Annotated in this window: 14 protein-coding genes; 9 read left to right on the top strand and 5 right to left on the bottom strand. The window is 65.8% G+C overall.

Annotated elements, in window-relative coordinates; translation table 11 throughout:
- Nucleotides 1-48: 48 nt before the first annotated feature.
- Nucleotides 49-1,005 carry a 2-hydroxyacid dehydrogenase gene (locus tag NFE57_RS02665; protein ID WP_252134023.1) on the bottom strand — a complete coding sequence of 319 codons (957 nt, stop codon included), beginning with the start codon at nt 1,003-1,005 and terminating at the stop codon, nt 49-51.
- Nucleotides 1,006-1,079: 74 nt separating this feature from the next.
- On the bottom strand, nt 1,080-1,952 hold the full coding sequence (locus tag NFE57_RS02660) for a LysR substrate-binding domain-containing protein (protein ID WP_252134022.1): 873 nt from the start codon (nt 1,950-1,952) through the stop codon (nt 1,080-1,082).
- A 145-nt stretch (nt 1,953-2,097) separates the two neighbouring features.
- Here NFE57_RS02660 and NFE57_RS02655 point away from each other — a divergent pair, with 145 nt between their 5' ends.
- From NFE57_RS02655 to NFE57_RS02645, 3 genes are all read left to right on the top strand, one after another.
- The gene (locus NFE57_RS02655; protein ID WP_252134021.1) at nt 2,098-3,570 is read left to right on the top strand and encodes a putative 2OG-Fe(II) oxygenase; all 1,473 of its coding nucleotides are present in this window, start codon (nt 2,098-2,100) and stop codon (nt 3,568-3,570) included.
- 96 nt (nt 3,571-3,666) lie between these two features.
- Entirely contained in the window at nt 3,667-4,848 is a 1,182-nt protein-coding gene (locus NFE57_RS02650; RefSeq protein WP_252134020.1) for an acyl-CoA dehydrogenase, read from the top strand.
- 69 nt (nt 4,849-4,917) lie between these two features.
- A complete protein-coding gene (locus NFE57_RS02645; RefSeq protein ID WP_252134019.1) occupies nt 4,918-6,441 on the top strand; it encodes a long-chain-fatty-acid--CoA ligase in 1,524 nt (507 codons plus the stop codon).
- On the opposite strand, the gene NFE57_RS02640 is transcribed toward NFE57_RS02645, so the two are convergent.
- From NFE57_RS02640 to NFE57_RS02630, 3 genes are all read right to left on the bottom strand, one after another.
- Complete coding sequence (locus NFE57_RS02640; protein ID WP_252134018.1) at nt 6,396-7,982, bottom strand: spinster family MFS transporter; 1,587 nt, start codon at nt 7,980-7,982, stop codon at nt 6,396-6,398. The genes NFE57_RS02645 and NFE57_RS02640 overlap by 46 nt on opposite strands.
- A 126-nt stretch (nt 7,983-8,108) precedes the next feature.
- Entirely contained in the window at nt 8,109-9,281 is a 1,173-nt protein-coding gene (locus NFE57_RS02635) for an acyl-CoA dehydrogenase family protein (protein WP_252134017.1), read from the bottom strand.
- 322 nt (nt 9,282-9,603) lie between these two features.
- A complete protein-coding gene (locus NFE57_RS02630) occupies nt 9,604-12,396 on the bottom strand; it encodes a TonB-dependent receptor domain-containing protein (protein ID WP_252134016.1) in 2,793 nt (930 codons plus the stop codon).
- A gap of 292 nt (nt 12,397-12,688) precedes the next feature.
- Here NFE57_RS02630 and NFE57_RS02625 point away from each other — a divergent pair, with 292 nt between their 5' ends.
- The 6 genes from NFE57_RS02625 (at nt 12,689) to NFE57_RS02600 (ending at nt 18,874) form a co-directional block, all read left to right on the top strand.
- A complete protein-coding gene (locus NFE57_RS02625) occupies nt 12,689-13,888 on the top strand; it encodes a hypothetical protein (RefSeq protein ID WP_252134015.1) in 1,200 nt (399 codons plus the stop codon).
- Nucleotides 13,825-14,577, top strand: coding sequence for a nitroreductase (locus tag NFE57_RS02620; protein ID WP_353653859.1), 753 nt, complete (start codon nt 13,825-13,827; stop codon nt 14,575-14,577). Before NFE57_RS02625 ends, NFE57_RS02620 begins: the two co-directional genes overlap by 64 nt.
- Before the next feature lie 199 nt (nt 14,578-14,776).
- Nucleotides 14,777-15,856, top strand: a complete 1,080-nt coding sequence (locus tag NFE57_RS02615; RefSeq protein WP_353653861.1) for an ABC transporter ATP-binding protein — start codon at nt 14,777-14,779, stop codon at nt 15,854-15,856.
- Complete coding sequence (locus tag NFE57_RS02610) at nt 15,856-16,743, top strand: carbohydrate ABC transporter permease (RefSeq protein WP_252134012.1); 888 nt, start codon at nt 15,856-15,858, stop codon at nt 16,741-16,743. Before NFE57_RS02615 ends, NFE57_RS02610 begins: the two co-directional genes overlap by 1 nt.
- Nucleotides 16,743-17,567, top strand: coding sequence for a carbohydrate ABC transporter permease (locus tag NFE57_RS02605; RefSeq protein ID WP_252134011.1), 825 nt, complete (start codon nt 16,743-16,745; stop codon nt 17,565-17,567). The genes NFE57_RS02610 and NFE57_RS02605 overlap by 1 nt, the downstream gene beginning before the upstream one ends.
- On the top strand, nt 17,564-18,874 hold the full coding sequence (locus NFE57_RS02600; RefSeq protein ID WP_252134010.1) for an extracellular solute-binding protein: 1,311 nt from the start codon (nt 17,564-17,566) through the stop codon (nt 18,872-18,874). The genes NFE57_RS02605 and NFE57_RS02600 overlap by 4 nt, the downstream gene beginning before the upstream one ends.
- The last annotated feature ends 9 nt before the right edge of the window (nt 18,875-18,883 follow it).

Here is an 18,883-nt window from a genome sequence, read left to right as displayed (position 1 = left end):
ACTACCATCCTCTCGGCCGCCGCCGCGCAAGTGACAGAGCGTCGGCCGTTAAAACCGCGTCTCGGCGACCGGGGTCAGAGCATCCCCCTGCTCGAACCACGCAACGAGATTATCGGCAACCAGCCCGCCCATCGCCGCCCGCGTGTGCTCGGAAGCCGATCCGATATGCGGCAGCAACACAACATTGGGCAGATCGAGCAGCGCCGGCGGCACGTGCGGTTCGTCATCATAGACGTCGAGCCCCGCGGCGAGGATCGTGCCATCGGCCAGCGCCGCGATCAGCGCCTGATCGTCCACCACGCTGCCGCGCGCAACGTTCACGAACACGCCATCGGGGCCAAGCGCCTTGAGCACCGCCGCATCGACAATGTGCCGTGTCGCGGCCCCGCCCGGCAGGATCGCGATCAGCGTGTCGCACGCCCCGGCGAGCGCCACTGGCGTCGGATACCACGGATAGGCGACACCCTCCTGCCGCGTGCGCCCATGATAGGCGATCGCCACCCCAAAGCCGTCGAGCCGCCGCGCAATCGCCTTGCCGATCCCGCCGAGCCCGAGAATGCCAATGCGCCGCCCGCGCAGCGTCGGCGAGAGCGCGAACGGGCCTTGAAGCCATCGCCCGTCGCGCAGGAACCGTTCGGCCTGCGGCATCTGCCGGATCGTGGCGAGCAACAGCCCGATCGTGAAATCGGCCACCTCCTCGTCGAGCACGCCCGGCGTATTGGTGACGACGATCCCGCGCGCCGCCGCGGCCGCCGCATCGACATTGTCATAGCCGACGCCGAAACTCGCCACGATCTCGAGCGCGGGGAGCCGCGCGAACAGGCTGTCATCGACCCGTCCGTAGAGCGTGCTGGTGGCGATGCCGCGGATCGTGGGGCCGTCCGATGCCAGAAACGCGTCGGGATCGGGCTGTTCCCACAGCCGATGGAGGTCGAAATGCGCGTCCAGCCCCGCGGTCACGGCGGGGTGCATCGGCGTCGTCATCAGGATAGCAGGGCGAATCATCGCCTATCGATAGACGGCCATCCGCCGCCACTCCACCCGCCACGGCACGGCACGGCCGCTGCACGCCCTATCCGTCACAAGGGGCCGGCATGGCTGAGCAGCCAATTGGTGAATTCCTGAACCTTGGGGTTGCTCTCGGATTCGCTCGGAAAGGTCAGCCAATAACTGCGCCCGCTCAGGATCGGTGCGCCGAACGGTGAAATCAGCCTTTTGCTCGCCAGTTCCTTGGCGATGTACAACGTCGGCAACACCGCGACCCCAAGCCCGAGCGAGGCGGCCTCGATCATCATGCTGTAATTTTCAAACCGCAGCCCCGCTTGCCCCACGGGCGCGCCATAATCCTCGAGCCATTTACTCCATAGCTCGGGCCGCGACGGCATGTAGAGCTTGTTGAACACCGCGCCCAACGCGGTGACCTCGTCATAGTGATCCTGCGTCACGACGGCGACGATCTCCTCGGTCACCAGCCGGTGCGCCCGCAGGTCCGACGGCCCGTCGGCCGAACATTCGATCGCCGCATCCACCCCCAGCCGCGCGAAATCGGATCGGCTCAGCCCGCGCACCAGATGCAGTTCGATGTCGTCATATTCGTGCGTGAAGCTGGCCAGCCGCGGCATCAGCCACCGCGATCCGAAGGTCGGCAACACGCCCAGCCGAAGCACCCGATCCATCGAACCGAAGGTGAGCAGCCGCGCGGTTTCGATCTCGAGTTCGTTGAGCACGCGCGAGACGGCTTCAAAGAAGAAATCGCCCGCTTCGTTGAGGATCAGTCGCTTCTTGTCGCGCACGAACAGCGGGCGCCGGGCAAAGCTTTCGAGATTGGCGATCTGGCGGCTGACCGCGCTCTGCGTGCGTCCCAATTCGTCGGCCGCCTTGGTGACATGGCCCAGGCGGGCGACGGCTTCAAATGCCTCGAGCGCGGGCAAGGTCGGTAGAATACGGCGCATGCCTCGAACTCCCGAAATCAGGAAGCCAGCTTATGATCTTGCTGAATAGGTACGCTATTGCACCGATCGTTCCGCTAACGCAAACCTGCGGCCCGCCCCGGCCATCGCGCCGTGGGTGATGGCATGAAGCGCATGTCGGGAGGCAATGATCCTTAATCTGGCGCTGGTGGAAAAGGCCGAAACGGCACTCGCAAAGGGCGATTTTGCTATGTTGCGCACCGCTGCCCAGGCGCTGATCGACGCCGCGCCCGATGCGCCGCGCGGGTGGCACTTGCTCGGGATCGCGCTGCGCCAGATGCACGAACTCGGCCCTGCAGCGGACGCGATCGACCGCGCCACTGCGCTGGCGCCGACCAGCGCCCCCTTGCTCCATTTGCGGGCGCTGCTCGAAGCCGAGCGCGGCGGCCCGTCCCTCCCTTTCTACACATTGGCCCGCGCGGCTGCGCCCGACGATCCCGAGATTGCACTGGGCGAAGCCGTCGCTTTGTGTGAGGCCGGCAATATCGACCAGGGCCTCGATACGCTCGACGCGATCAGCGCGACCCATCCGGCCTGGGTCAAAGCCCATGCCACGCTCGCCAAATTGCTGTGGGAAAGCGGTCGCGGCGCGGATCTCGCCGCACCGTTCCACCGGGCAATCCGTCACCGGCCCGACAACCCCGATCTCCACACCACATTGATCGCATTGTTGATGCAAGCCGGCCGCTACGGCGACGCCCTCAATGAAATCCACGCCGCCCGGCAGGCGTTCGGCGCCGCCGCATGGTTCGACGAGGCCGAAGCCGTCTGCGCGAGCGAAACCGGGCAGATCGCACGGGCAGATCGCGCGTTCGGGATCGCGGGCGATACACCGGGGGTCAACGCCGCCCGCGCGCGCCATGCGTTGCGCGCCGGCCGGTTCGACGAAGCGGCCGTGGCGGCGGAACAGGCCGTGGCGCACCCGCAAGGCAAAGCGGCATGGCCCTATCTGGCCGCGGCATGGCGGCTGCTCGATGACCCGCGATGGGCATGGCTCGAAGGCGATTCCCGGCTGTTCGGCGCGATCGATCTGGGGATCGCCCCGCGCGATCTCGAGGCCATCGCCGCGCTCGTCCGCTCGCTCCACACCGCCCGGCAGGCGCCGCTCGACCAGAGCCTCCGGCTGGGCACCCAGACCCCCGGCTCGATCCTCGATCGGCCCGAGCCCGAACTGCGCCTCCTCAGGGAAGCCGCGCGAGACGCGGTGCACGCCCATCTCGCGCAACTCCCGTCACCCGACCCACGCCACCCCGTGTTGCGCGAAGCCCGCGATGGCTTCCGCTTCGCCGGCTCATGGTCGTCGCTGCTCGAACCCCATGGCTATCACACCAGCCACATCCACCCCGCGGGCTGGTTCAGCTCGGCGCTCTACCTCGCGCTGCCGCCATCGACCGGAGACGGCGCGACCGGCTTCGACGGCTGGCTGCAATTCGGCGCGCCGCCCGCCGAACTGAATGTCGACCTGCCACCCTTCCGACGCGTGGAACCGCGTCCGGGGCTGCTCGCGCTGTTTCCCTCGATCACCTGGCACGGTACCGTGCCGTTCGCCACCGGCGAGCGGCTGACGATCGCGTTCGATGTCGTCTCCGCCGCGTCATGATCGCGGCGCATGATCTCCCGACCCAATACTCATGCGACGCAGGCCTGACGACGCCCTACCAATGAACCACTTTCTGGCAATTCTGGGCGTATTTCTGTGTCACATTCCGGCCTGTCATTCGATTGGAACGATCCGCTTCACCTCAGCGAACAGTTGAGCGAGGACGAACAGTCCATCGCCCGTTCGACGCGGGCTTATGCGCAAAACGACTTGATGCCGCGTATCCTGATGGCCAATCGCGAGGAACGGTTCGATCGCGAGATCATGACGGAAATGGGCGCCCTGGGACTACTCGGCGCGATGGTGCCCGAACGGTTCGGCGGCGCGGCGCTCGGCCATGTCGCTTATGGGTTGATCGCCCGCGAGATCGAGCGCGTCGATTCGGGCTATCGCTCGGCGATGAGTGTCCAGTCGTCACTGGTCATCCACCCGATCCTCGCTTTCGGCAGCGAGGCGCAAAAGCAGGCCTATGTTCCGAAACTGGCCAGCGGCGAACTGGTCGGCTGCTTCGGGCTCACCGAGCCCGACGGCGGGTCCGACCCCGGTGCGATGCGCACGCGCGCCGAGCGTGTCGCGAGCGGGTACGCCCTGAACGGCGGCAAGACCTGGATCACCAACGCCCCGATCGCCGATCTCGCGATCATCTGGGCCAAGCTCGACGGCGATATCCGCGGCTTCATCGTCGAACGCGGCACGCCCGGCTTCGACACGCCAAGGATCGAGGGCAAGATGAGCCTGCGCGCCTCGACCACAGGGATGATCGCGCTCACCGATTGCGTCGTCCCCGAAGACGCGATCCTGCCGGACGTGAAGGGCCTGAAGGGGCCGTTCTCGTGCCTCAACAAGGCACGCTACGGGATCGCGTGGGGATCGATGGGCGCGGCGGAATTCTGCTGGGAAGCCTCGCGGACCTACGCGCTCGACCGCAATATTTTCGGCAAGCCGCTCGCCGCGATGCAACTCGTCCAGAAGAAGCTCGCCGACATGCAGACCGAGATCGCGTTGGGTTTGCAGGCCACCCTGCGTCTCGGCCGTCTGCTCGATGAGGGCGCCTGGCTGCCCGAGGCGATCAGCATGTTGAAACGCAACAATTGCGGCAAGGCGCTCGACATCGCGCGGCTGGCACGCGACATTCACGGCGGCAACGGGATCGCCGACGACTATCACGTCATCCGGCACATGATGAACCTCGAAACGGTCAACACCTACGAAGGCACGCACGATATCCACGCCCTCATTCTGGGCCGCGCGCAGACCGGTCTGGCGGCCTTTGCCTAAGCCGGCGATGATCCCGGGGCCGAAACCGTGAACGAGGATGGGGCCACATCGAACCAAACGCTCGCGGCCATGGTGCGTGCGCAGGCGCGGGCGTGCGGCGACAAGATCGCGATCGTCCAGGACGCGCGACGGACCAGCTATGCCGGGCTCGACGCCCGTGCCGATGCGGTCGCGGCCGCCCTCGCCGCTGCCGGGATCGCCCCCGGCGAGCGCGTGGCGGTGCTCAGCCGCAATTGCGATCGTTTCTACGAACTGCTTGCTGGCGCCGCGAAAGCCGGCGTCTGCCTGCTGCCGCTCAACATCCGCCTTGCCGCCGACGAACTCGCCTACATCATCGGTGATGCCGAGCCGCGCTTGCTGTTCGTCGGCAGCGGGCTGGAGGCGCTGGCGGCGCGCGCGGTGCAAGGCTGCGCGACACCGCCGATACTGGTGTCGCTCGATGAGGATTATCCACGCTGGCACCAGCACACCGCGTCAGCCCCCACCCGCGTCGCGCAGCCCGATGATGATGTTTTGCAGCTCTACACCAGCGGCACCACCGGCCGCCCCAAAGGCGTCGTGCTCAGCAACCACAACCTCGCCGCGGTGTGGCGGATGAGCGCGGCGGTGCCGGGGTTCGATTATCAGGCCGACGATGTCGTCATGACGGTGATGCCGCAATTCCATGTCGCGGGAATCAACACCGGTCTCCTCACGCTCTATCACGGCGGCGAGATGGTGATCGCCTCGGATTTCGAGCCCGCCGCCTTGCTCGCGCTGATCGAGCGCCATCGCTGCACGCAGGCATTTCTGGTGCCGTCGATGATCACCATGCTGCTCGACCACGGTGGGCTGCGCGCCGAGCACGTCGCGAGCTTGCGCCAGATCGCTTATGGCGGCTCGGCGATCACCGGCGCGCTGCTCGACCGCGCCCGCGCGACGCTGGGCTGCGATGTCGCGCAACTATACGGGATGACCGAAACCACCGGCGCCGGCACCGTGCTCTCCCCCACCGAACACGATCGCGCGGAGAAAGCAGGCTCGTGCGGCCGCGCCTGGCCGGGGCTCAAGATCGTCGCGATCGACGACGCCGGGAATATATTGCCGCCGGGGCAGCGCGGCGAACTCGTCATCGCCGGGGAGACGGTGATGGAGCGCTATTGGCGCCAGCCGCAGGCCACCGCCGAGGCGTTGCACCCGACCGGCCTTTTGACCGGCGACGGCGGCTATATCGACGCCGAGGGCTTCGTCTTCATCGCCGACCGGATCAAGGACATGATTATCAGCGGCGGCGAGAATATCGCCCCATCGCAGGTCGAGGACGTGCTCGCGGGCTATCCCGGCGTGCGTGACGTCGCGGTGGTCGGGGTGCCGTCCGAGCGCTGGGGCGAAGCGGTCAAGGCCTTCATCGTGCCCGACCGCGATGCCGTGCTCGAACCCGCCGAAATGATCGCCTGGGCCCGCGCGCGCCTCGCCGCCTACAAACTCCCCAAGACGATCGAAATGATCGACGCGATCCCGCGCAACGCCTCGGGCAAGGTGCTGCGCCGACAGCTACGCGACCGGGATCAAGCGGCGGCCGATGCTTCGGGCCTTGGCTCGCCCGCCGCATAAGCGCGCTCGAACTTGGTCGCCTCGGCCTCTCCGGTACGGCGCGCGACGATCCACAGCAGCACCAGTGATACCGGCGAGATGATGAACAGGCTGTACATGCCTGTCGCCAGCGATCCGGTGACGGTCGCCACCTTGCCGACGAAATACGGCCCGAGCGCCAACCCGAGCATCGTCGCCCCCAGCAGATAGGTCGCGCCGATCGTGCCGCGCATCCTTGGCAGCACGAAATCCTGATAAGCGGTGATCGCCGACCCAAGCCATAGGCTGTTGAGCAGATACACGATCGCGCTCAGCACGCCGTAAAGCGCGAAACTATCGACCGCGAACATGATCGCCGCGAACGGCGCGGGCAGCACAACCGCGAGCATGCAGACATAAACCCGCCCGCGCACGTCGCGCGCTTTCCAGATGTCGGAAAGCCGCCCGCCGATAATCACCCCCGCCGCCGATGCGGCCGCCGCCGGAAGCCCGATGTAGAGCCCGGCGACATCCTTGGCCACGTCGAACGTCCGGATGCCGTAAGGGGCGACCCAGAACATATAGCCATAGGTGAAGAACGACAGGCTGCCGAAGCCCAGGATCGCGAGCAACACGGTCTTGCTGCCCCAGATCAGGCGATAGGTCGGCAGATCGGTGAATTTGAGCATCTGAATCCACGAGAACACCGCATAGATACCCACGCCATAGCCAACCCATTGCGCGATATCGCCGGTGCCTGCCGCCAACGCGTAGACCGCCAGCGCGACCATGCCGAGCACGATCAGGTTGATCCGCAACGCGCCGGGGAAACGCGCCACGCTCCACAAGGTGAGCGGCGGCAACACGGCCGCCATTTCAAGCGCAAACCGCCGCCACGCCCCCGGCCGTGCGGGATGCGTCGGCGTGCCGTCGCTCGCGCCGCGCATCGGCTCGCGGATCGTGAACATCCACACCGCCATCAACAGCCCCGGCAGGCCGACCGCGAGGAACGCGACCTGCCAGCCGGCGAAGCCGAACGGCGCCCCGCCGCCGGCATAGGCCTTGTTCCAGCTATCGGCGATCCACCCGCCCAGCGGCAGGCTGAGCCCCATCCCCAGATAGAGCCCCGCCGAATAGATCGAGATCGCCAGCGCCCGCCGGCGCTTCGAGAAATAATCGGCGAGCATCGAGAAGGCGGCCGGCGACGCCGCGGCCTCGCCGATGCCGACGCCGACGCGCGCAATCGCAAGCTGCGCGAAATTCCCCGCGAGCCCCGACAATGCCGTCATGCTCGACCAGGCCAGCAGCCCCAAAGCGATCAGCCGCCCGCGATACCAATCGTCGGCCAACCGCCCGAGCGGGATACCGAACAGCGCATAGAAGATCGCGAACGCAGTCCCGTAGAGAAAGCCGAGTTGCGCGTCGGTCAGCGCGAGGTCGGCCTTGATGTCCTCGGCGAGGATCGAGATGATCTGCCGGTCGATGAAATTGAGCGCGTAAACGAGAACGAGGACGCTCAGCGCATACCAGGCATAAGGCTGATCGGTTTGCGCGGCGTCGCCGGGCTCATGCTCATGCGCCAATCGTCATCCCCTCCAATGGCCGTTCGGTCGGCAAGGTCGCAAACCCCGCCCGAGAAATCTCACAAAAAGTTGGACTGGGTTCATGATCCTGCCGAATGGATCGATCGATGAGCCTCGCCCGCGCGCTCACCCGCGCAGATGGCGGCGTGCGATCACCACTTTCTGCACTTCGGACGCGCCCTCATAGATCCGCAGCGCGCGGATTTCGCGGTACAGGCTTTCCACCGGCTCGCCCTTGACCACGCCGAGCCCGCCAAACATCTGCACGGCCTTGTCGATCACCCCCTGCGCGGCCTCGGTCGCATGGAGTTTGGCGATCGCCGCCTCGCGACTGTTCTCGCGCCGCGCCACATCATGCGTCCATGCCGCGCGGTAGATGAGCAGCGCCGACGCATCGACCTCCGCCACCATTTCCGCCAGCCGCGACTGGGTGATCGGGTTCGACGCCAGCGACGCGCCGAACAGATGGCGCGATTGCGCCCGCCCGGTCGCCTCGTGCAGCGCCCGGCGCGAAAAGCCCAAGGCGGCGGCCCCCACCGTCGATCGGAAGATATCGAGTGTCGTCATCGCATTGGCGAAGCCACGCCCCGCCTCGCCGATCAGCGCATCTTGTTCGAGGACACAATCCTGAAAGCCGATCCGCGCCAGCGGATGCGGCGCAATCACCTCGATCCGCTCGACGATCTCGAGCCCCGGCGCGTCGGCATCGATGACGAAGGCCGAGACGCCCTTCGCCCCCGGCGCCTCTCCGGTGCGCGCGAACAGGACGTAGAAATCGGCGATGCCCCCGTTCGAGATGAAGGTCTTTTCGCCGTTGATGCGATACCGCCCCTCGCGCAGTTCGGCGCGGGTTTCCATATTGGCGACATCGGAGCCGCTATGCGCCTCGGTCATCGCGAAGGCGGCGATCTTGTCGCCGCGCACCACGGCGGGCAGATAAGCCTGCTTCTGGGCATCGCTGCCCGCAAGGCTGATCGTGCCCGAACCCAGCCCCTGCATCGCGAAGGCGAAATCCGCCAGTCCCGAATGGAAGGCGAGAATCTGGCGGATGATGCACAGCGAGCGGACGTCGAGTTCATCGAAGATACCGCCATAAGCGGCGGGCGCGACGTAACGAAGCCATCCTCCGGCCGCGAGCGCTGCCACCAGCCTGCGACACGCACCGTCGATATCGCGTTCGTCAGGCGAATGCGCCGCCAGTTCGGTGCGGCACCATTCCTCCAGTTCGACGGCGAGCCGGCGGTGGTGATCCTCGAAGAACGGCCATTCGAGATATGTCTGATCGACAAACCGCGCCACAGGGCCGGCCCTGGTCTCACGTCGGTCGGCGTCGTCTGGTTGACGGCCGCCGCGCCGCCGGTCCGACGGACCGGCATTCGAATTTTCATGCATCACTGATTGTACTCAAGAAGTGCCCGGCGCGCCCGTGAAGGGCGCGCCGCAGCCGAAACTTCACCGGGCCGGCAAGGCCGTGGTGCGATCGCGGGACGCGATCATGCGACTGGGATGGCCCGGACAAAGACCTTGCTCGCGACACGAATGCGCTGGAAAAGCAGCCGATGAACCCGGTGCTTCGGTCATAAATTTCCCTTTCCTCCACACCGGATACGCAAGGCGACGATCAGAACCGGAAGCGGAAGCCCGCGGTGGCATAGCGACCGATCGCGTCGTAAACCGAATAGTTGGACCAGCTCAGATGCGTGCCCGACACGCGTGGTGAGAGCGGCGGATCGCGATTGAACAGGTTGTTCACGGTCAGGAAGAATTCGTGCTGCTCGTCCGCCCCCACCCGGAAGCGCGCGGCAAGATCGGAATACCAGACCGCCGGGATGCTATTGTCGTTGATGTCGACGCCCTCGACGAAGGTGACGTCATATTTGCCCTTGTGGATGTAGCGTTGCTTCCAGCTCAACTCGAACGGGCCGGTCTTGTAACTCGCGGTGAGCGTCCCCTTCCACTCGGGGTTGTCCGAAAGGCCGACCTCCCCCGCCCGGTTGATCGAGATCGATCCCGGTGTCGTACGCGCGAACTGCCACTGGTAATTGGCCAGCGCCGACAGGCCGAGTTGCCCGCCTAGGAACGGAACGCGATAATCGATCTCGAAATCGATCCCGCTCAGCTTGAGCGCATCGAGGTTGAGGTTGGGAAGATCGATCCGGTAATTTGTCCCCGCAACGATGGTAATGTTGTCGCACGCGGTCTGATTGTTCCGCAGATAGCATTCGTCCATCGTTTCCTGCCGGCCAAGGCTGGCGATCGCGCCCTTGATATCGATATTGTAATAATCGACCGAGGCGCGGAAACCGCGGATGAAAGCGGGCTCCACCACCACACCCGCCGTCAGCGTATCGGCCTTTTCAGGGCTGAGGTTGGGATTGCCGCGCGTCAGCGTGACGACGTCGACCGTATCACCGGTGATCGGATGCCGGGCGGTGCCGATCCCCTGGCTGCCGCCGGTAAACAGTTCGGCGACGTTCGGCCCGCGAATGTCGCGTGACCGGGTGGCGCGGAAACGCAGGCCGGAGATCGGCATGTAATTGGCGCCGAGCTTCCACGTCACCACCGTGCCGCTGGTGCTGTAATCGGCAACGCGCACCGCGGCGTTGAGTTCGAGCAATTCGACCATCGGCGCGTGCCGGGCGATCGGCGCGGCGATTTCGAGGAAGCCCTCCTTGATATCGAACGATCCCGCCAGCGGCTGCGGATTGCCGACGATGAACGGGCCTACGCGCCCCACGAGTCCCGCAGGGCCCCCACGAATGCCGGTATAATCGACGATTTCCGCGGTATTGGCCGAGGTCGTCTGGCGGGCCGATTCGGAACGATATTCGACGCCCGCAGCCAGCGTGATCGGATCGGACCATAAGGCGAAAAGCGGGCGTTGGACGGTCAGCGCGACGACATCCTGCCGCAGGCTCAGGTTCCGCCATTCGTCGCCGACGATATAGGCCAGCGCCTCTGCCGAAGGGGCGCCCGCGCCAAATGGATTGAACGGCACGCAGCCGGGATCATAGCCCGACAAGGTCGAGCGGCAGACGATCTTGCCGCTGGTTGGATCTTCGACCGCGTCGATCGCCGCATAAAAGCGGCGATTATGGAGCACGTCGAAATTGGTGATCCGGATCTCGTTCTCGCCATGGGTATAATAACCGTCGATCGTCCAGGCGCCCGGCGTCGCGGTGAAGCCCGTCGCCACGCGCCACATTTCCTTCTCATTCTCGGCCCGGATCATGCTTTCGGAATGGATGCGGCCAAGCCGGAACGAGGCGATGCCGTCATTCACCATCCGATCGCGGATGACATCGGGCAGGAAGGCGTTGTTGGCGTAGATCGTGGGCGCGGCGGTGGCGTAGGTATAATTGTAATATTGGTCCCAATTGGACTTCGCCTTGCCGTAATTGCCCTCGATGAAGACGTTGAGATCGTCGTTCAGGTCGTAATCACTGCGCAGGAACGCGGTGAAACGCTCGGTGCCCGCCGAGATGTTGCGATCGTTGCGGATGCCGTCGCCCCCCAGCATGAAGCTCGCCGAACGGACGGTGCCGAATGCAAACGGTGCCGGCGTTCCATCGGGCAGGAACTGGGTGCCGGCGAGCGGCCCCGCGGTGATCAGGCCACCGAAGGTCGAATTGGACACCACCGCGCCGTCAGCGACGATCAGCCGCGCCGGACCGGGGCCGGAATTGGGCAGGATTCCCGATCCGCGCGCATTCCAGCGACGATCGCTTTCGTACGGGCCAATCCCCGAATTGGTATAATATTCGACGCTCGCGAGGATATGCCCGCGCCCCAGGCTCTTGCCTGCTGTCAGCGACGCCTTTTGCGATCCGGCATCGCCATATTGCGAAATGCCCGCCTGAATCGCCCCCTTCAGCCCTTCGAAGTCGGTATCGAGGACGAAGTTCACTACCCCTGCGACGGCATCGGACCCGTAAGCGGCGGAGGCGCCGCCGGTCACCACCTCGACCCGCGAGACAAGGCTCTGCGGCAAGGTGTTGATGTCGGTCGCGCCCTGATCGGTGCCCGCAACCACGCGCCGCCCGTTGAGCAACACGAGGTTCCGTTCAGCTCCAAGGTTACGCAGGTTGAGCAGGTTCGCGCCCGCCGCCCCGTTGGCGGAGACCCCGCCGGCCTGGGGAACGTCCGAACCACGGAATTGCGGAAGCTGGTTGAGCCCGTCGGCGAGCGTGCCGGGCGCGGCGGTGAGCAATTCGTCGGTGCTCTGGACCGTGACCGGGGTCGGCGCCGTGAAACCCGAGGTGATACGCGTGCCGGTGACCACGATCGCGTCGGCCCCGGTTGAACTGAGTTGCTCGGCCTGATCGGCATCCTGCGCGAACGCCGGCCCCGCGCTCAGCATCAGAGCAAGCGCGATCGCCGAGGGGCCCTCGTAAAAATTATGCTTCCGCCTCATGACATCCTCTCCCTCACCGCATTTTTTTTGAACCTTAGGGTCAGGTTTGGACGAAGCCTCACGATTAATCTGTATGAAATGATGACCTCGATGAATGATGATCCCCCGCCGTACGCGATCGGATCGCCGCGTTTCGGGCGGCACCTACGGTGACTCCGCTGCATGGGGCGTCCAGCCTGACGCTACGGCGAGGATCATTCGCTATCCGCATGGGTCGATGAGCATTATTCCTGAGGCGCCCGCCATTCCGGTGCTAGTCTTGAGGGAACGACACCAGGGAGAGGGCAACTTCATGACTTTCAAACATGGATTGGATCAGGCGGGATCGCGCGACATCGATCATGGCATCGGGCGGCGCGAATTCTTCAGGAATAGCGGCGCGGTCGGCCTTGCCGGCGCGACGCTCGGTGCCGGACTGATCCTGCCGATGGGCGCCGCGATCGCCCAGACGGGCACCGACTTTCCAAAACCCAAGGGCCTGCTCCCCGGCGGCCAATCCGATTCGCGTTTCCCGGTTTCGTTCGCCGCACCGGTGACCGAAGGGCTTCGGCTCGTGATGGAATATTTCACCGCGCTCAACCAGCGCGATGTCGCCGGGATCGCCAAGACGCTGCACTTCCCGTTCGCGATTTACGAACAGATCGAACCGCTCGTCTATCAGAGCGAAGCCGAGTTCTTGCGCACTCCGCCACCGACGCTGAACGCGACCGGCCGCGGCCCGACACAGATCTCCCCGAACTCATACGATCTGCTCGAATCGATCAACGTCCACCTCTACTGCCCGGTCGGCGGCGTGTTCTCGCTCGGGTTCACGCGCTACAAGCCCGAGGGCGACAAACTGTTCGATTGCGAGGGGATCTACACCGTCACCAACAACGACGGCCGCTGGGCGATCGAGATGGTATCGACGATCATTCACGAACGCGGCTACGAAGGCGATCCCCATCCCGATGCCGAAACCACCGCGCGGCTGGCCAGCGAAGGCTATCTCGCGGCGTTCGGCTATCGCGACGAAACGCTGCTCGACGATCGCAGCAAGGGCCGCGGGTCGTTCGAACAACGCTTGCCGGTGGGCACCCGCACGGCGAGCGTGGACTTCGGTTACGGGCCGCGCGACAGGACGCGCAATGCGCGCAACAATGAACCGATGAAGGGGTGGAAAACCGCGGGCGTCAAAAGCCGCCTGCGCGTGTCGAACGTGACGGCCGAGGTCGGCGAACAGGAAACCAACCTCAAGGAATTCGTCGCGCTCGCGGGCGGCACCGTCGGCGATTACGGCTATACGCGCATCAACGAGCACCGTCCGCTCGTGCTCCACGCAACGCATGACAAGGCACATGTGCTCGGCGGCTATACCCGCTTCACCACCGACAGCCGCTTCATCTCCGAAACGCGCAGCATCGGCATTCGCGTGCGCAAGGGCGGCCATTGGGGATCGTCGGGCGGCATCGGACAGGTGACGCACCACGACGCATCGAACTCCAAAGCCTGACGGCAGCATTGGACGAGCTCGATCTCTTTGAGGCGATCGCCCGGCGCAGGCGCGCGGTGCGGGGATTTCTCCCGCACCGCGCGGACCGCGCGCTGATCGAACGCGTCGTGGCGATCGCGACCACCACACCATCGAGTTGCAACACCCAGCCCTGGACGCTGCATATCGCATCCGGCGCGCCGCTCGACCGGCTTCGCGTGACGCTGACCGACGCCGTGGCGTCGGGCACCGCACCCGATTACGAGGTCACCGCCGCCGCCCGCTACGAAGGGCAATTCCGCGAGCGCCAGATCGATGCGGCGATCCGCCTGTTCGACACGCAAGGCGTCGATCGTCACGACAAGGCGGCCCGCTCGGCCTCGATGCTGCAAAACTTCAGCTTCTTCGGCGCGCCCCACGCCGCCTTCCTGTTCATGCCCGCCGACGGCGGCGTGCGCGAGGCGGCCGATTGCAGCAAATTCGCACAGACCTTCATGCTCGCGCTCGCCGCCGCGGGGCTCGGTTCGTGCCCTCAGGCCTCGCTCAGCGGTTACCCGTCGATCATTCGCAAAACGCTGAAGATCGAGGACGAGCCGGGCAAGCTCTTGCTCGGCATCTCGTTCGGCTATCCCGACGAGCAGGACCCCACGGCCCAGGCCCGTCCACCACGCGCCGCCCCCGGCGACGTGGCGCGCTTCCACACCGACTGAGCCCGTAAGCCGCAAAAACGCCGCCCTTCGTCTTTCCGGGCGCCCGCCCGCGCGGCGACGAAGCGGCGCCCCGCCGCCGCCCGATCCTCGACGTACCGGCCGAATTCGGCGTCGCCGCAAATCTGGCGGTTGACGTCCTTGCGCTCTGGCTTCATTACTCAGACAAATAAGCGCGGGGAGGATCGGTTTGTCAGGCGTCGTGCTGGACGGAGTGAGCAAGCGTTACGGCGCGACGACCGTGATCGATCGGCTGTCGCTGACGATCGGCGCGGGCGAGTTCGTCGTGTTTCTCGGCCCCTCGGGGTGCGGCAAATCCACCTTGCTCAGGATGATCGCGGGGCTCGAAAGCGTCGATGGCGGCGAGATCCGCATCGGCGAGCGCCGCGTCGATCGCCTGCCGCCGGGGGATCGCGGCGTCGCGATGGTGTTCCAGAATTACGCACTCTACCCGCATATGAGCGTGCGCGAGAATATGGCGTTCGGCCTCCGCAACGCGCGCGTGCCCGCCGACGAGATCGAGCGCCGCGTGGCAGCAGCCGCCGACGCGCTCGAAATCGCGACCCTGCTCGATCGCAAATCAACCCAGCTTTCGGGTGGCCAGCAGCAGCGCGTCGCGATCGCGCGCGCGATCGTCAAGCAGCCCGAACTATTCCTGCTCGACGAGCCGCTGTCGAACCTCGACGCCGCGCTTCGGATGCGCACCCGGCTCGAGATCGCACAGCTCCACCAGCGGCTCGGCACGACGATGATCTTCGTCACCCACGATCAGGTCGAGGCGATGACGCTCGCCGACCGGATCGTCGTGCTCAATCAGGGCGGGATCGAACAGGTCGGCAGCCCGATGGACATCTATCTGACCCCACGCACCGAATTCGTCGCGAGCTTCGTCGGATCGCCCAGGATCAACCTGCTGCCGGTTACGGTCGAGCCCGCCGGCGCCCGCGCCCGCGCGCGGCTGGCGAACGGCGCGACCGTCGACACCGCCGTCGCCACCGCCGACCTGCCCACGGGCACGATGACGCTGGGCCTGCGCCCCGAATGTATCCGTCCCGCCGCGCTCGACGGCGCCCCGCTCGCCGCGCGCGTCCAGGTGGTCGAGCGGCTCGGCGAGCGCACGCTGCTCCACGTCGCGCTCGATGACGGCACCCCGATCGTCGCCGAGGATGGCGGCTTGTCGGCGGTGCGACCGGGCGATCGGATCGGCCTCGCGGTCCAGCCCGATCGCGCGCATCTGTTCGATGCCGATGGCATCGGCCACCATCCGGCGCCGCGCGGCTGATGGCATCCTCCACGTCTCGGCCCCGCCGCACGACGGAGTGGACGAACCCGCTGTTCGTGCTGCCCTATCTGATCGTGTTCGTGGCGATGATCGTCGTGCCGCTGGCGTGGGGGATGTGGCTGTCGACCACCAAAAGCGATCTGTTCGGCACCGAAAGCTGGGTCGGGCTCACCAATTTCGTGCGGCTGTTCGGCGATCCGATCTTCCTCCAAACCGTCTGGAATACCTTCTATTTCGTGCTGCTGACGGTGCCGCTGCTCGCGGTGCTGGGGCTCGCGCTGGCGCTGGTCCTCAACCGGCAGGCACGCTGGGCGGCGGTGCTGCGGACGATCTTCTTCGCCTCGACGGTGCTGTCGGTAACGGTGGTGACGCTGGTGTGGCGGCTGGTGTTCCTGCCCGACAGCGGGCTGCTCTCGGTCATCACCCGTGCGCTGGGCGGCACGCCGATCGCGTTCCTCAACGACGAGACGCTGGCGATGCCCGCGATCGCGATCACCACGATCTGGTGGTGCATCGGCCTGCCGATGGTGCTGTTCCTCGCCGCGCTCCAGCAGGTGCCGAGGTCGCTGTACGAGGCCGCCGCGCTCGATAACGCCTCGCGCTGGACGACGCTGACGCGGATCACGCTGCCCGCGATCCGGCGCACCTTCGCGCTCGTCATCATCATCGAGGTGATCCTTCAGTTCCAGCTTTTCGGCCAGCCGCAATTGATGACGCTCGGCGGCCCCAACAACGCGACGCGCCCGATCGTGCTGTTCATCTACGAAACCGGCTGGCGGCAATGGGAACTGGGCTATGCCTCGGCCGCAGCCCAGGTGCTGTTCGCGATGATCCTGATCGCGGCGATGGTGCAATATTGGCTGTCCTCGCGGCGGGAGGCCCGCTGATGCGCTTCGGCCGCACCCACCCGCTCGCGCTCACGCTGATCGTCATCGCCGCGGTGCTGATGATGGTGCCGCTGTTCTGGGTACTCGCGCTGTCGTTCAAGGCCAATGCGGCGCTGATGATGGATACCAATTCGGTGTTCAGCCTGCCCTATACGCTCGCCAATTACCGCACGTTGTTCGGCGACGGGCAGGTGTTCCGCTGGATCGGCAACAGCCTGATCGTGTCGCTGGGCATGACGGCAGGCGTGCTGATCCTGTCGAGCCTCGCCGGCTATGGCTTCGCGCGGCTCGACTTTCCCGGGCGATCGGTGCTGTTCGTGATCGTGCTGCTCGGCCTCGCGGTGCCAGAGCAGGCGGTCATCATCGCGCGGCATCAGATGCTCAGCCTCGTCTCGATGCACAACACCTATGGCGCGCTGATCCTGCCCGGCCTGTCGGCGCCGTTCGGCGTGTTCCTGATGACGCAATATTTCCGCGCGATTCCCCGCGACATCGACGAGGCGGCGCTGCTCGACGGCGCCTCGCGCTTCAAGATATTCTGGAAAGTGCTGCTGCCGCTCACCATCCCCGCGCAGGCGACGCTCGGCATCTTCACCTTCCTGTCGGCGTGGAACGATTATTGGTGGCCGCTGATCTCGGCGACCAACAAGCAGATGTTCACGCTGACGGTGGGCATCGCCTCCACCCAGATGAATTTCGCGCAGACCGAAGGGCTCGGCTTCCTGATGGCGCAGGCGGTGCTGGCAGGCCTGCCGATCCTGATCGTCTATCTGTTCTTCCAGAAATATATCGTCCAGGCGGTCGCCGGAGCCGCGGGGCGATGAGGAGGTTCGCGCTCCTTGCGCTCGCACTGCTCGTCGCTGCGTGCGGTGGCGCGGCGCATGACGATCGCACCACACTCGTCATCCAGCGCTTCTTCGGTGCGTGCGAGGCCGACTATGGCCGCAATACCGACATCGCCGCCGCCGAGGGCGAATGCGGGATCATGACCTCGATCATCAACAAATTCGAGGCCGACAATCCCGATATCCGCGTGGTCGAGAATATCGTGTTCTGGCCGGGCTACGACCAGCTTACCGCGCAGCTCGCCGCCAATGACGCGCCCGATCTGGTGACGATGCACGGCTCGGTGATCGCCGATTATCAGGCGCGCGGCCTGCTCGATCCGGTGGGGGGCGATCTCGCATCGGTCGGGATCACGCCCGATCGCTTCACCGATGCCGCGCGCCGTGCGGTAACGATCGACGGCAAGGTCTGGGGACTGCCGCTCGATAGCTGGACGATGCTGTGGCACGTCAACACCAACCTGTTCCGCGAGACCGGGCTGATGCGGAACGGCCAACCGATACTGCCGCGCTCGCCCGAAGAACTGCTGGCGCAGGCCGAGCAGTTCAAGCGTCGCACCGGCAAGCCCTATCTGGTGCAGGCGACCGCCAACGAATATGCGAGCTATACGCGCAATTTCTACACCTTCGCGCTGCAACAGGGCGTGCCGCTGTTCACCGACGCGCGCCACGCCAATTTCCGCACCCCCGCCGCGCACCGCGCGCTCGAATTGTTCAAGCAAATCCGCAGCCGCGATCTCACCACGCAGAATCAGGATTACAGCGCGGCGGTGGCGAGCTTCCTGGGCGGCGGCGGCGGCGTGTTCCTCGTCGGCACGTGGATGGTGCAGGATTTCGACGCCGCGTCGCGCAACCCGGACAGCGCGCTCCACAACGGCTATGCGGTCTTTCCCTACCCCCAACTCTTCCAGCGCGACGTGACCTTCGCCGACGGCCATAATTGGGTGATGCCGCATAACCCGGCGCGCACCCCCGCCGAGCACGACGCCGCGCTGCGCTTCCTCAAATTCTTCGCCGCGCACGACCAGGATTGGGCGCGCACCGGCCATATGCCCGCGTTCGAGGCGGTGATCGAGAACCCCGCCTGGCGCGCGCTGCCGCACCGGGCGGCGCTGGCCGAGATCGCGCGCACCGCGACACCGCTCCCGAAGCAAATCCGCCGCCAGTTCCCGATCGAGACCGTCATCGGCCAGGAAGCCGCCGCCGCGATCGCGGGGAACAAGTCGATCGATCAGGCGCTCGCCGACATGGAGCGGCGCGTGAACGACATTCTCCAGCACATCTAACCCAGGGAC

Origin of the sequence: Hephaestia sp. MAHUQ-44 (genome assembly GCF_023806085.1) — a bacterium.
In the GTDB taxonomy this organism is placed as follows: domain Bacteria; phylum Pseudomonadota; class Alphaproteobacteria; order Sphingomonadales; family Sphingomonadaceae; genus Sphingomonas.
This window is presented reverse-complemented; position numbering and strand designations above follow the sequence as displayed.